Source organism: Aliidongia dinghuensis (genome assembly GCF_014643535.1).
Taxonomy (GTDB): Bacteria; Pseudomonadota; Alphaproteobacteria; order ATCC43930; family CGMCC-115725; genus Aliidongia; species Aliidongia dinghuensis.
Map to the genome: position 1 here is coordinate 442,033 of NZ_BMJQ01000002.1, position 13,259 is coordinate 455,291.

General features: G+C 65.8%; 15 protein-coding genes. 6 read left to right on the forward strand and 9 right to left on the reverse strand.

The genetic code is table 11. The features are described 5' to 3' along the window. Positions 1 to 200 precede the first annotated feature (200 nt). From IEY58_RS05380 to IEY58_RS05390, 3 genes are all read left to right on the forward strand, one after another. Entirely contained in the window at positions 201 to 746 is a 546-nt protein-coding gene (locus IEY58_RS05380) for a hypothetical protein (protein ID WP_189043260.1), read from the forward strand. 30 nt (positions 747 to 776) lie between these two features. After that, positions 777 to 1,322 carry a hypothetical protein gene (locus IEY58_RS05385; RefSeq protein WP_189043262.1) on the forward strand — a complete coding sequence of 182 codons (546 nt, stop codon included), beginning with the start codon at positions 777 to 779 and terminating at the stop codon, positions 1,320 to 1,322. Positions 1,323 to 1,517: 195 nt separating this feature from the next. Further along, positions 1,518 to 2,060: a hypothetical protein gene (locus IEY58_RS05390; RefSeq protein ID WP_189043264.1), complete on the forward strand. Its 543-nt coding sequence runs from the start codon at positions 1,518 to 1,520 to the stop codon at positions 2,058 to 2,060. A gap of 181 nt (positions 2,061 to 2,241) precedes the next feature. On the opposite strand, the gene IEY58_RS05395 is transcribed toward IEY58_RS05390, so the two are convergent. The 4 genes from IEY58_RS05395 to IEY58_RS05410 all read right to left on the reverse strand — a co-directional run bounded on the left by IEY58_RS05395 (position 2,242) and on the right by IEY58_RS05410 (position 6,256). Next, positions 2,242 to 2,721, reverse strand: coding sequence for a hypothetical protein (locus tag IEY58_RS05395; protein ID WP_189043265.1), 480 nt, complete (start codon positions 2,719 to 2,721; stop codon positions 2,242 to 2,244). A gap of 15 nt (positions 2,722 to 2,736) precedes the next feature. Further along, positions 2,737 to 4,602: a cobaltochelatase subunit CobT gene (cobT, locus tag IEY58_RS05400; protein ID WP_189043273.1), complete on the reverse strand. Its 1,866-nt coding sequence runs from the start codon at positions 4,600 to 4,602 to the stop codon at positions 2,737 to 2,739. Between the two features lie 30 nt (positions 4,603 to 4,632). Beyond that, the gene (gene cobS / locus IEY58_RS05405; protein ID WP_189043281.1) at positions 4,633 to 5,640 is read right to left on the reverse strand and encodes a cobaltochelatase subunit CobS; all 1,008 of its coding nucleotides are present in this window, start codon (positions 5,638 to 5,640) and stop codon (positions 4,633 to 4,635) included. 73 nt (positions 5,641 to 5,713) lie between these two features. Then, the gene (locus IEY58_RS05410; protein WP_189043549.1) at positions 5,714 to 6,256 is read right to left on the reverse strand and encodes a J domain-containing protein; all 543 of its coding nucleotides are present in this window, start codon (positions 6,254 to 6,256) and stop codon (positions 5,714 to 5,716) included. A 175-nt stretch (positions 6,257 to 6,431) separates the two neighbouring features. Here IEY58_RS05410 and IEY58_RS05415 point away from each other — a divergent pair, with 175 nt between their 5' ends. From IEY58_RS05415 to IEY58_RS05425, 3 genes are all read left to right on the forward strand, one after another. Continuing rightward, entirely contained in the window at positions 6,432 to 6,719 is a 288-nt protein-coding gene (locus tag IEY58_RS05415) for a BolA family protein (RefSeq protein WP_189043283.1), read from the forward strand. 105 nt (positions 6,720 to 6,824) lie between these two features. Continuing rightward, the gene (locus tag IEY58_RS05420; RefSeq protein WP_189043285.1) at positions 6,825 to 7,373 is read left to right on the forward strand and encodes a carboxymuconolactone decarboxylase family protein; all 549 of its coding nucleotides are present in this window, start codon (positions 6,825 to 6,827) and stop codon (positions 7,371 to 7,373) included. 92 nt (positions 7,374 to 7,465) lie between these two features. After that, the gene (locus IEY58_RS05425; protein WP_229743504.1) at positions 7,466 to 8,320 is read left to right on the forward strand and encodes a helix-turn-helix domain-containing protein; all 855 of its coding nucleotides are present in this window, start codon (positions 7,466 to 7,468) and stop codon (positions 8,318 to 8,320) included. Here the strand turns inward: IEY58_RS05425 and IEY58_RS05430 are convergent. From IEY58_RS05430 to scpA, 5 genes are all read right to left on the reverse strand, one after another. Continuing rightward, positions 8,317 to 9,135 carry an alpha/beta fold hydrolase gene (locus IEY58_RS05430; RefSeq protein ID WP_189043287.1) on the reverse strand — a complete coding sequence of 273 codons (819 nt, stop codon included), beginning with the start codon at positions 9,133 to 9,135 and terminating at the stop codon, positions 8,317 to 8,319. The genes IEY58_RS05425 and IEY58_RS05430 overlap by 4 nt on opposite strands. Then, positions 9,132 to 9,671 (reverse strand): 2,4'-dihydroxyacetophenone dioxygenase family protein, encoded by a 540-nt coding sequence (locus tag IEY58_RS05435; protein WP_189043289.1) that lies wholly within the window; start codon positions 9,669 to 9,671, stop codon positions 9,132 to 9,134. The genes IEY58_RS05430 and IEY58_RS05435 overlap by 4 nt, the downstream gene beginning before the upstream one ends. Positions 9,672 to 9,703: 32 nt before the next feature. Continuing rightward, complete coding sequence (locus IEY58_RS05440) at positions 9,704 to 10,288, reverse strand: TetR/AcrR family transcriptional regulator (RefSeq protein ID WP_189043291.1); 585 nt, start codon at positions 10,286 to 10,288, stop codon at positions 9,704 to 9,706. A 140-nt stretch (positions 10,289 to 10,428) separates the two neighbouring features. After that, a complete protein-coding gene (locus tag IEY58_RS05445; RefSeq protein WP_189043293.1) occupies positions 10,429 to 11,013 on the reverse strand; it encodes a DUF2889 domain-containing protein in 585 nt (194 codons plus the stop codon). A gap of 93 nt (positions 11,014 to 11,106) precedes the next feature. Next, complete coding sequence (gene scpA / locus IEY58_RS05450) at positions 11,107 to 13,257, reverse strand: methylmalonyl-CoA mutase (protein WP_189043295.1); 2,151 nt, start codon at positions 13,255 to 13,257, stop codon at positions 11,107 to 11,109. Between the last annotated feature and the right edge of the window lie 2 nt (positions 13,258 to 13,259).

Sequence of the window (13,259 nt, forward strand, 5' to 3'; positions counted from 1 at the left end):
ACGCGGCTTGCGCCGCCGGTCGGATTTGCCGATGACCCTGCCCGTTGCGATGGTATTGTACGCCGCTGTCTTCAGCCTTCGGTCGATCGCAGAGCGTTCTCGTTGGACAGCGCGCCTGCAGACATTCGACCGAGTCCGTTTCCGCGACCGGCCGCGATGCTTGCCCCGCAGGCGCTCCCTTGGCGCCTTGGAGGCTCATCATGATGAAACGATCGTGTTTGGCGGCGCTGTTATTCCTTGCCCTGACGTCAGGCTCGGCCAGGGCCGATTTTACCGGCTATTATTTCACCTATGCCGATCTCCAACAGATCTTCGTGCAGAACCAGCAGTATTTCGTGCTGGACAACGACGGGACGGCCAATCCCTCACTCAACCACCTGCATTTCACCAGTATCGATGTCACCGACGGGGTGTTCACGGGCACGCTCTGGGCCCCCGTGGTCCAGCCGGACGTACCCCAAGTGACCGTGCCGGTCGCGGGAAAGCTTACGATCCATACCGACGTCGGCCCGTTCGGCATTCCGTCAGGGCAGGGGCTTTACTACGAGATCGCGTTCTTCTGGGCGCATGCCAACGACTGCGACAGCCAGTACATGACTTACGACGGGGCGATCCGGTTCCGCGGTTATGTCGGCGGCACGATGCAGGCGAACATCGCCGGCACGATCCGGTCGACCGTGCCGGACTGCGGCTACGTCGACTATCCCTTCAGCCCGCAACCGTTCTCGGGAAAGCTCACGAAATAGCGGCAACCCTAAAGAGTGGGAGGTTTCGTCATGCTGAAACGATCCTGCCTCGCGGCCGGCCTATATCTTGCGGTGCTGGCCGACCCGGCTGGGGCTCAAGTTGTGCCCTATTACTTCTCTCTCGCGGATCTGGAAAAGATCTTCGTCGAAAACAAGCAGTATTTCGTGCTGGACGACGAGGGGTTCGACGACGCGTCGTTCAATCATCTGCATTTCACGACCATCGACACGACGACCGGCGCCTTTACCGGCGCGATCTGGGCGCCGGAGCTGCTGCCGGCGGCGGCGCAGCAGGTCATTCCGGTTACCGGCAAGCTCACGGTCCACCAAGGCACCTCGGCTAACGGCCCATTGAGCCAGGGCGGCAACCATTACGAAATCGAATTTTCCTGGACCATCAGCAGCATCTGCAACACCAACACGGCGTCCTACCACGGGGCGATTGCGTTCCTCGGCTATCAGGGCGCGAAGATGCGAGGCACGATCGCTGGCAAGATCACCTCGAACTACAGCGCTTGCGGCATCTCTACGCTGCCCTATAGCCCGCAGCCGTTCTCGGGCGTCCTGACCAAATAAGTTCTGGCGGCGGGATGCCGGCATCTTGTTCTGCGACCGGCCGAGATTTACTCTGTTGCGCTGTCTTCAACCTTCGGTCGATCGCAGAGCGTTCTCGTCGGACAGCGCGCCTGTGGACATTCGACCGAGTCCGTTTCCGCGACCGGCCGCGATGCTTCCTCTGCAGGCGCTTCCTTGGCGCCTTGGAGGTTCATCATGCTGAAACGGTGCTGGCTCGCTGTCTTGCTGCTGCTCGCCCTCTTCGCGGCCCCAGGCCGGGCGGAGGCACAATATTATTTTCAATTGAGCGATCTTGAGACGATGTTCGTCCATAACCAGCAATTTTTCGAGCTCGACGACGAGGGCTTCGGCAACCCGTCGCTCAACCATCTGCATTTCGCCTCGATCGACACCACGACCGGGGCGTTCACCGGCTATATCTGGGCGCCGCAGGTCGTGCCGGCTATCCCGCAGATGACCATGCCGGTCTCGGGCACGATCACCATCCATCCCGACATCGGCAGCTTCGGCATCCCGGCCCATACCGGCAACTATTACGAAATCTCGTTCGGCTGGTCCTACAGCCAACCCTGCTTCTTCCAGAGCGCGTCCTACGAAGGGGCGATCACCTTCCACGGATATATCGGCGGCAAGATGCAGGGCAACATTGCGGGCTCGATCAACGTCCACACGAACGCCTGCGAGGTGGCCGATTTCCCGTACAACCCGCAACCGTTCTCGGGGATATTGGTGAGGTAGCGATGGATTGTCCCTCGCCCGCATGAGCGTGAGAGGGAAGGGACCCGGTCCGTAAGGGCCGGGGAGGGTGAGGGTGGTTCGTCCGAGACACCCTCACCCGGCTCGCTTGACGCTCGCCACCCTCCCGCTCCCGCAGGCGAGGGTATGTATCCGCGCCTGTCGCTCCCGGAGCGCGGAACGATTATTTCGTGTCGCCCAGCGTCTCGAACCAGTGCCAGAATCGGTCGTCCTTGCCGAGTTGATGCACGGATAACACGAACGCGTCGCGCGGCTTGCCTTTCGGGATCAGCACTAGCAGCGGTATCGGCTTGGCGCCCACACGAAAGCCTTCGAGCTCATCTCGACGAATAGTCCGGGTCCAGGGCCATGGGCCATAGACGATGCGATCCGCATGCAGGATGACCAGACCTCGCCAAAAGTTGGCGAGCAGCCAAGAAAATATCGGAACGAACAAGATCGCCATCGCAATCATCGGCACGAGGATCATGGTCTGTGCCGGTTTGAGAATGGCAGCGAGCGCGAGCTTTATGAGGCCTGCAATCGGGATGATGCAGACGAAGGTCCAAAGGAGCAACATCGGCATCCGGAAACGATAATTTCTCGGATAGCTGGTTGTGTTGAACCGGACCTCCTGCGACGAAGCAGTCGAACGTTCGGCCATATTCAATCGCTTGCCTTAAGCCAGCCGCCGCTGCCGCTGCTGCCGGCTGCCGTTTGGCGCCTCGTCGAACAGTTCGGCGAGTTTCTCCATCACCGTGCCGCCCAGTTGCTCGGCGTCGACGATGGTGACGGCGCGGCGGTAGTAGCGGGTTACGTCATGGCCGATGCCGATCGCGATCAGCTGCACCGGCGAAGTCCGCTCGATCATTTCGATCGCCTGGCGCAGGTGCTTTTCCAGGTAGTTGCCCGGATTGACCGAGAGCGTCGAATCGTCGACGGGTGCCCCGTCGGAGATCACCATCAGGATGCGCCGCTGCTCGGGCCGGGCGAGCAAGCGGTTGTGCGCCCAGAGCAGCGCCTCGCCGTCGATGTTTTCCTTGAGGATGCCCTCGCGCAGCATGAGGCCCAAGGACCGGCGGGCGCGACGCCAGGGTGCGTCGGCGGGCTTGTAGATGATATGGCGCAGGTCGTTGAGCCGGCCCGGGTTCGCGGGCTTGCCGTCCTGGATCCAGCGCTCGCGCGACTGGCCGCCCTTCCAGGCGCGCGTCGTGAAGCCCAGGATCTCGACCTTGACATTGCAGCGCTCGAGCGTGCGCGCCAGGATGTCAGCGCTCATCGCCGCGACGCTGATCGGCCGGCCGCGCATCGAGCCCGAGTTGTCGATGAGCAAGGTCACGACCGTGTCGCGGAAGTCGGTGTCCTTCTCGATCTTGTAGCTCAAGGGATAGGTCGGATTGGTCACGATGCGCGAGAGCCGCGCCGCGTCCAGGAGGCCTTCCTCGAGATCGAACTCCCACGACCGGGTCTGCTTCGCCATGAGGCGCCGCTGCAGGCGGTTGGCGAGCCGGGCGATGACGCTCTGCAGGTTCGAGAGCTGCTGGTCGAGCATGGCCCGAAGCCGCGTCAGCTCGTCGGCGTCGCACAGTTCCTCGGCCTGCACGATCTCGTCGAACGCCGTCGTATAGGCGCGATAGGCATGGGGATCGGTGCCCGTGCCGCCGGCATGGCGCTGGTTCGCCTTGCCCGGCTGGGTCTCGTCATCGTCGTCGGCGGCGCCCGGCATCATCTCGCCGGTCATCTCGTCGGCGCCGCCCTCTTCGCCGTCCTCGGGCTCGGCATCGGCCGGCATCATCTCGGGCTCGCCGCGCTGGCCCTCGCCCGACTGCTGCTCGGCCTGCTGGCTGTCGCCGCTCTCGCCCTGGTCGGCGCTGTCCTGGTCGTCGTCGCCGTCGCTCGTGTCGCCCTCGACTTCGCCGAGGTCAAGCTCCAGGTCGCGGATCAGCTGGCGTGCGGCCGAGGCATAGGCGTCCTGGTCGTTGATCTCGCGCGCAAGGGCGGCGAAATCCTTGGTCAGCTTGTCCTGCAGGAACGGCCGCCACAGCTCCATCAGCTGGCGGGCCGCCGGCGGCGGCGGGGCGCCGGTCATCTGCTCGCGGGCGATAAGGCGGATTGCCTCGGGCAGCGTCGCCTCGCTGCGCTCGATGATCCGGTCGAAGCCCGCCCGGCGATAGCGCTCATTCAGGCCTTGGGCGAGGTTGTCGGCGACGCCGACCATGCGCCGGGCGCCGATCGCCTCGACGCGCGCCTGCTCGACCGCCTCGAAGATCGCGCGCGCCTGCTCGCCCTGCGGCAGGCGGCGGGCGTGCAGCGCCGGATCGTGATGCTTCAAGCGCAGCGCGATCGCGTCGGCGGCACCGCGCACCTGGCCCGCGATGTCGGGCGGCAGGTCACGCGGCGGCACCGGCAGGCGCGCCTTCGTGCCGTTCAGGCCCGGCGGATCGGCGGCATAGGCGACGGTGACATCGTCGCGCTCGGCGATGGCGCGGAGGGTCGCCGCGGTCGCCCGCTTGAACTCCTCCACCGCGTCGTCGGCCATGCTCATCTCGGGAGCTCCCATGGCGTGCCTGCCGCCTTAGGCGCGGCCGGCCCTGACCCCGGTCTCCTTCAGCTCCGTGCCGAAGCAGCGCTGGTAATATTCTGCGACCGTCGCCCGCTCGATCTCGTCGCACTTGTTCAGGAACGTGAGACGGAACGCGAAGGCGATGTCGCCGCCGAAGATGCGCGTGTTCTCGGCCCAGGTGATGACCGTGCGCGGCGACATGACGGTCGAGATGTCGCCGTTGATGAAGCCGGCGCGCGTGAGGTCGGCGAGCGCCACCATGGCCGAGACGATCTTGCGGCCGGCTTCGTCGTCGAAGTTCGGCGCCTTGGCCAGCACGATCGCGACCTCGTCGTCATGCGGCAGGTAGTTGAGCGTGGTCACGATGTTCCAGCGGTCCATCTGACCCTGGTTGATCTGCTGCGTGCCGTGATAGAGGCCGGTCGTGTCGCCCAAGCCCACCGTGTTGGCGGTCGAGAACAGGCGGAACGCCGGGTGAGGGCGGATCACCTTGTTCTGGTCGAGCAGCGTCAGCTTGCCCTCGACCTCGAGCACGCGCTGGATCACGAACATCACGTCCGGGCGGCCCGCGTCATATTCGTCGAACACGATCGCGGTCGGGCTCTGCAGCGCCCAGGGCAGGATGCCTTCGCGATATTCCGTCACCTGGACACCGTCCTTCAGCACGATGGCGTCCTTGCCGATCAGGTCGATGCGGCTGATGTGGCTGTCGAGATTGATGCGCACGCAGGGCCAGTTGAGCCGGGCCGCCACCTGCTCGATGTGGGTCGACTTGCCGGTGCCGTGATAGCCCTGGACCATGACGCGGCGATTGAAGGCGAAGCCCGCCAGGATCGCGAGCGTCGTCTCGCGGTCGAACTTGTAGGCCTCGTCGACATCCGGCACATGCTCGTTGGCCGCGCTGAATGCCGGCACCTGCAGGTCGCTGTCGATGCCGAAGGTCTGACGCACCGAGACGGTGATGTCCGGCAGCGTGTGCTTGACGACCGTATCGGCAGCGGTGGAAGAGGCGGAAGGCATCGGCTGGACAATCCCGTGACTGGTTGGCGTTTCGAGGGTGGCGGGTCGGAGGTGGTGGGTCGGACAGGCACTCTCAGGCGAAGTATTTGGCCTTCAACAGCGCGAAGGCCTGATTGATCACTTTCAAACGCTCTTCGGAGTCTTTGTCGCCGCCATTCGCGTCCGGATGGTGGCGCTTGACCAGAAGTTTGTAACGTTTCTTCAATTCGACCAAGGTGAAAGGCGGGTCAAGTTCGAAAACCGCAAGGGCCTTTTCCTCTATGGTCAGCTCGCGCTGGCGCGGATGGCGGCTGCCGTCCGGATCGTCGTCGTCCAGGATATGGAGCGGGTCGCGCATCTTGAGGCGCCAGCCGAGCGGCCAGGTCGGCCGCTGCCAGACCGTGTCGTTGCGCAAGTCCGCCTCGATCTCGGCCTCGCTCATGCCTTCGTAGTAGTTCCAGGCGGCGTTGTAGGCGCGTACGTGTTCGAGGCAGAACCACCAATAGCTGTTGAGCTTGTCGCGCGAGCGGGGTGCCCGGAACTCGCCTTCGGCGACGCAACCCTCGTGATCGCAGCAGCGCGTCAGCGGCCGTGCGGGCTCGGTTGGGTCGACATATTCGGCGCGGGTTCGGGCCATGATGATGAGTATGGGTGCCCGCCGGGGGGGAAGACAAGCGCGCGCCGCGCGTACCGCCCGTGTGCCGGCCGGTTGACACGCGGCCCATTGACACGCGGGGTCGGTTGACACGGCAGGTGGGGAGGCCCCATCTCACCATCAACCTTTTTCTGACTTACGCCGAAGGCCCCATCGCATGCGCGTTGCCCAGTCGATCGAACAGAAACTCACCGAGGCGTTGAAGCCGGTACGCCTCGTGATCGAGGACGATTCCGCGCGCCATGCCGGCCATGCGGGTCATCCGGGCGCCGGGCACAAGGGCGGCGAGAGTCATTTCAACCTGGAGATCGTCTCCGCCGCCTTCGCCGGGCAGAGCCGCGTCGCCCGCCAGCGCGTCGTCTACGACCTCTTGAAGGAGGAATTGGCGGGCCCGGTCCATGCGCTCTCGCTCAAGACCGCGACGCCGGAAGAGGCGGGGCTCTGAGAGCCCGTTTAATACCTGGGAGGTAGTTGGCGGGCATCGGCGTTTCGCGTTCATTCCTCGCTGTCCCGACGGTTCCGTTGGTCGGGACATTGACGAGGAGCGATCATGACTTCCTATCCGATCCACAGCATTGCCTCGGCCCCGGAAAAGTCGAAGGCGGTGCTCGACCAGCTGAAGCAGACGTTCGGCCTGATCCCGAACATCGCCGGCGCCATGGCCAACTCGCCGGAGCTGATCAAGGCCTTCATCGGGCTGTTCCAGCAGGTCCATGCCGGCACCTTCACCGAGGCGGAGATCCAGACCCTGCTGCTGACCAACGCGGTCACGAATTCCTGCGCATGGGCGGTTGCTTTCCATTCCATGCTGGCGCTCAAGGAAGGTCTTTCCCCGGCCGACGTCGAGGCGATCCGCTCGCGCCGGCTGCCGGCCGACAAACGTCACGCGGCACTCTCCGCCTTGGCACGCAAGCTGATCGAGACACGCGGCCATGTAGGCGAGCAGGATCTGGCGGCCTTCGTCGAGGCCGGCTTCCGGCGAGAGCAGACGCTGGAAATACTGGCGGTCGTCGCGGCTTCCGCGATCACCAATTATGCAGGCACCATGACCAAGCCGCCGCTCGAGGAGTTTCTGCAGCGGCACGCCTGGCAGGCTTAAGGGATCGAAGCCGGCCGCCCTGCCGCTTGATCGGCCGGTGCGGCCGGCCTCGCCGCGAACGGATCAGCTTCTTGTGTCGAGAGGAAGCCCGGATGCCTTCACAGAATTCAACCGTCATGTCCCCGGGCGGCGAATTGGGTGCCCTGTTGCGGCACTGGCGGGACGTCCGCGGCAAGAGCCAGTTCGAGCTGTCGCTCGACACCGGCGTGTCGCAGCGGCACATCAGCTTCATCGAAGTCGGACGCAGCGTGCCGAGCCGTCAGATGCTGATCGATCTCGCGACGGCACTCGACCTGCCCTTGCGCGACCGCAACACGCTGCTGCTGGCCGGCGGCTACGCGCCGATCTATCCGGACGGCGCCTGGGACGGGCCGGAGATGCGCAGCATCACCGCGGCGCTCGACCGCATGCTGCGCCAGCACGAGCCGTTCCCGGCGCTGGTCATGGACCGCTATTGGAACGTGCTCATGACCAATGGGGCAGCACCGCGCTTCTTCGGCTGCTTTACGGACCTGTCGGCACGCAAGAGCCCGCGCAACATGCTGCATCTGATGTTCGATCCCGCCGGCATGCGCCCGTTTGTCGCCGATTGGCCCCGCGTGGCGCAGAGCCTCATCGAGCGGGTCTATCGCGAAGCGGTCGGCCGCGTGGTCGACGACAAGATCAAGGAGCTGCTGGCGGCCCTGCTGGCCTATCCGGAGGTCGAGCCCGGCTGGGCCCCGCCCAAGGCGACGAGCATCCAGGCTGTGACGCCGGTCGTCCCCCTGAGCTTCATCAAGGATGGCAGGCGGCTCGACTATTTCTCGATGGTCACGACCGTTGGCACGCCGCAGACCGTCGCGGCCCAGGAACTACGCCTCGAATGCCTGTTTCCGGCTGACGAGGCGACCGAGGCGTTGCACGGGGAGCTCATCGGCACGGCGACGCCGGACGAGCTGGGGGCTTAAGCGGTAAAGAACCCGATCAATTCGCGCGCGATCCCGGCCGCGTCGTTCTCGGTCGGGATATGCCCGGCCTTGGGAATGCGGACGAGGCGCGTGTTCGGGATCTCGGCCGCGAAGCGCTCGGCGTACTCGACCTTCTGGAACCCGTCGTCCTCACCCCACATCAGCAGCTTCGGCTTGGTCGACGCCTTCAACGCCGGCACCAATTCCATCGTGTAGCGATGGTCGGCGGCGACCGCCATGGCGAGCCAGGAGCGCGCGACGCGCGGATCGGTCCAGGGATCGAGCCATTCCAGGATCTCGGCCTCGCTCGCCGGTCGCGCCAGTGCGGCGATAACCGATTGCCGGCGTGCCGCCAGAATGTCGGCGGGCGTGGTCGCAGCGGCGACATCCGGATCACGGAAGCGCAGCACGGTCGGCGCCGGCCAGGACTCGTACATGACGGCGTTCATGAGGGCGAGCCGCGGGATGTCGAGATTGGCGTCGACGAACAGCTGCTGGGCGATGCCGCCGCCGATGTCGTGGCCGCCGAGCAGCACGGGCTGGTCCGCCAGGCCCAGCGCTGCCACGAAGCGTTCGACCCAGCGTGCGAGCGCCGGCACGCTTGCCCGGTCTGGCGTGAGCTCCCCCGCCGACCGGCCGAAGCCGGGCAGGTCGACCGCGATCGGCGTGAGGCCGGCCCGGGCCAGGTCCTCCAGCACCGGCTGCCAGACGCGGCTCCAGTAGGTTCCGTGCAGCAGCAGAAGCGGCGGGCCGCCGTCGCCGGCGGTGAGATAGCTGGCCGGCGTGCCGTCGACCTCGATCGAAAGGCGCCTCATCGCACGAACCTCTTCGCGTAATCGGCGCCGAGCCCGACCGCCTCGTAGTGCTTGGTGGCGTTCTCGAGCTTGGTGAACACATCCTCGTAGCCCAGCGCCACGCCATAGGGGTCGACATAGGTGTAGCCGCCGGTGACGTGGAACAGCGTCGCCATCTCGTCGACGTCGTCGGGCACCACCAGCGTATGGGTCTCGCCCGGCGGCTCGAACGCGTAGTCGCCGGCGGACGCGATCCAGTCGTGCTCGAGGTAGCGCCAGCAGCCGCGCAGTGTCAGCGCATGGACCGGGCCGCTATGGCGGTGGCGCGACAGCACGCCCGCCTGGCGCACGCGCAGGATATTGACGTAGTAGCCTTGGCTGACGTTCAGGATCAGCGGCTTGAACGAGACATGGGCCGATTGCGGGACCCACTCGCGCGGGTCGCCGCCGTCGAGGTCGAGCACGGCCGGCACGAAGACGTCGGGCACCATGCCCACGGGCTGCGGCAGTTGATAGGCGACCTTGCTCTCGTCGAGCGTGGGTTTCGCTTCGCTCATGATCAGGGCTCCTGGGATCGACATTTGACAGGCTAGGTGGTGAGGATCGCGCGGGCGGAGCGCGCGAGGCCGTTCAGCAGGTCCGCATCCGGCCGCACGCGGGCGAGCACGCGCAGGCCGAGGAGAACGGACAGAAGATGGCGCGACAGATCCGTGGCCGATTGCCGGCGCGCGATCTCGCCCGACGCCTGGCCGGCCTCGACCGCGCGGCGGAAGAAGGCCTCGATGAGCTGGGTCTCGTCGGCGACCACGCGCTGGAACTCCGCCTCGCCCGGGGCCGCATCGATTGCCGTGTTGACCATCATGCAGCCGCGATGCAGCGGATCGGCGAGCGAGCGGGCCGCCATCTCGTCGAAGAATGCGCCGATGGCGGCGGCACCCGTGTGCGACCGTTCGATCCGGGCGATGCGTTCACGCAAGGTCCGGTCGAGATACTGGTCGAGCGCCTTCAGATAAAGGCCCCGCTTGTCGCCGAACGCGCCATAGAGGCTGCTGTGGGTAAGCCCGGTCCCGGCGGTCAGGTCACGCGTCGAGGTGCCTTCATAGCCCTTGGCCCAGAAGATCTCGCCGGCGGTGGCGAGCACGTCCTGTTCGTCGAATTCACGCGGTCGGCCCATCGCGACACCCTGTTTCGGATCAAACGCTCCATAATGGATATGGCGCATGGGATGCGAGAGGCAAGGGGCGATGGTCAGAAAATATGCACAGCGGTTCCTCTCTACCCCGGGGGTGGAGAGGAGAAATCAAAGACGGATCACTAAGCCTCGTCCTGCGGCCCCGTATAGAACTGCGGCCAGTTCTTCTTGGTGACCGGGCTGTCGCTCGCGAACGCGTGGCAGGTGTCGAGCAGCGGCGGGCGCTTCGGCGGCTGGCCTGCTTCTGCGGCGATCTCTTCCGGCGTCTTCTCGCGGCGTTTCTTCAGCGGGAAGATGGTCTGGAACGCCGTGGTCGCGATCGGGCCCATGAGCTCGACCAGGTGCGTGCAGCCTTCCGTGCCGCCGACCAGCGCCTTCATCTTGTTGGTGAAGCCACCGACGATGCGCAGGCCCTTCAAGCGCTCAAAATTGCCGACGATGTCCGGGCAGATCCGATAGGGCGAATGGTCGGTCGCGGCCTCGATGTCGTGGATCACCAGATCATCGTCGACCGTGATGCGGATCCACATCTCATGCAGCGGCTCGCCGGCCACGATCTCGCCGCGCCAGTCGTTCTTGAAGCCATAGGTCTTGACGTCCGTCATGTGGCCTTCGATGTCCCACAGGCCATCGGCACGGCGATAGCCGCGGCACTCGACGTGACGGGTATGGATATGCTCGCGCGGAGCAGGGGCTGAGAGCGGCATGATGCGGTCCAGCCTAACGACTGTTTGGCAGCGCAGCAACCGCACGAACCGCTGGGCTCCCGCGCCCTGATCGCAGGGCGCGGGAAACAGGGTTCAGGCGGCCAGGCGCTGCTCGCGGATCAGGCCCAGGATCTCGGCCGCGGCCTTCGGGATGTTGGTGCCCGGGCCATAGACCGCGACGACGCCGGCGGCCTTCAAGGCCGGATAGTCCTGGGGCGGGATGACGCCGCCGCACACGACCAGGATGTCGCTCGAGCCCTGGTCCTTGAGGGCCTTGATCAGCGCCGGCACCAGCGTCTTGTGCCCGGCGGCCTGGCTCGAGATGCCGATGACATGGACGTCGTTCTCGATCGCCTGACGCGCCGCTTCCTCCGGTGTCTGGAAGAGCGGGCCGACGTCGACGTCGAAGCCGATGTCGGCGAACGCGGTCGCGATCACCTTGGCGCCGCGGTCGTGCCCGTCCTGGCCGAGCTTCACCACCATCATGCGCGGCCGGCGGCCCTCCTCCTCGGCGAAGGCGTCGACCTCGTGGCGGATGCGCTCGAAGCCCTGGTCGCCCTCATAGACCGAGGCGTAGACGCCGGCGATCGAGCGGATCTCGGCCGAATGACGGGTGAAGACCTTCTCGAGCGCGTCCGACACTTCGCCGACGGTCGCGCGCACCTTCATCGCCTCGACCGTGAGCGCCAGCAGGTTGCCCGTCCCGGTGCGCGCGGCCTCGGTCAGCGCACCAAGCGCCTGCTCGACCGCCCCGCCGTCGCGCGTCGTGCGGATCTGTTTCAGGCGCGCCACCTGGGCTTCCCGCACCTTGGCATTGTCGACATCCAGGATCTCGATCTCGGCGCTCTCGGTCGTGCGGTACTTGTTGACGCCGACGATCACTTCCTCGCCGCGATCGATGCGTGCCTGACGGCGCGCGGCCGCCTCCTCGATCCTGAGCTTCGGCATGCCGGAGGCCACCGCCTTGGTCATGCCGCCCAGCGCCTCGACCTCGCCGATGAGCTTCCTCGCCGCATCGGCCAGGCTGGCGGTCAGATGCTCGACGTAATAGGAGCCGCCCAGCGGGTCGATGACGCGCGGGATCCCGGTCTCCTCGGCGATGATGAGCTGGGTATTGCGCGCGATGCGGGCCGAGGTCGGCGTCGGCAGCGCCAGCGCCTCGTCGAAGGAATTGGTGTGGAGCGACTGGGTTCCACCCAGCACGGCCGCCATCGCCTCGATCGTCGTGCGCACGACGTTGTTGTAGGGGTCCTGCTCCGTCAAGGACACGCCCGAGGTCTGGCAATGGGTGCGGAGCGCCAGGCTTTCCGGCTTCTTGGGCTGGAACTGGCTCATGAGCTCGGCCCAGAGCAGGCGCGCCGCGCGGAGCTTCGCCACCTCCATGAAGAAATCCATGCCGATCGCGAAGAAGAACGAGAGGCGCGGCGCGAAGGCGTCGACCGCGAGCCCCTTGGAGAGGGCCGCGCGCACGTACTCGAGCCCGTCGGCGAGCGTGAAGGCCAGCTCCTGCACCGCCGTCGCCCCCGCCTCCTGCATGTGGTAGCCGGAGATCGAGATCGAGTTGAACTTCGGCATGTTCTGCGCCGTGTACTCGATGATGTCGGCGACGGCCCGCATCGAGGGTTCCGGCGGGTAGATATAGGTGTTGCGGACCATGAACTCCTTGAGGATGTCGTTCTGGATGGTCCCCGACAACTGGTCGAGACGGGCGCCCTGCTCGAGGCCGGCCACGATATAGCCGGCCAGGACCGGCAGCACGGCGCCGTTCATGGTCATCGACACGCTCATCTGCTCGAGCGGAATGCCGTCGAACAGGATCTTCATGTCCTCGACCGAGTCGATCGCGACGCCGGCCTTGCCGACGTCGCCCACGACGCGCGGATGATCGCTGTCATAGCCGCGATGGGTGGCCAAGTCGAAGGCGACCGACAGGCCCATCTGCCCGGCGGCGAGATTCTTGCGATAGAAGGCGTTCGATTCCTCGGCGGTCGAGAAGCCGGCATATTGCCGGATCGTCCAGGGCCGGTTCGCGTACATGGTCGCGCGCGGGCCTCGGAGATAGGGTGCGAAGCCAGGGAGCGTGCCGAGCGTCCCGAGCCCCTCGAGATCGGCCTCGGTATAGAGCGGCTTCACCGCCAACCCCTCGGGCGTGGTCGTGACCAGCGTCTCGGGGGCGGCGCCCTTCAATTCCTTGGCGGCGAGCGCCTGCCAATCGGCAAGGCTCCGCTTGGGGAAATCGACCATGG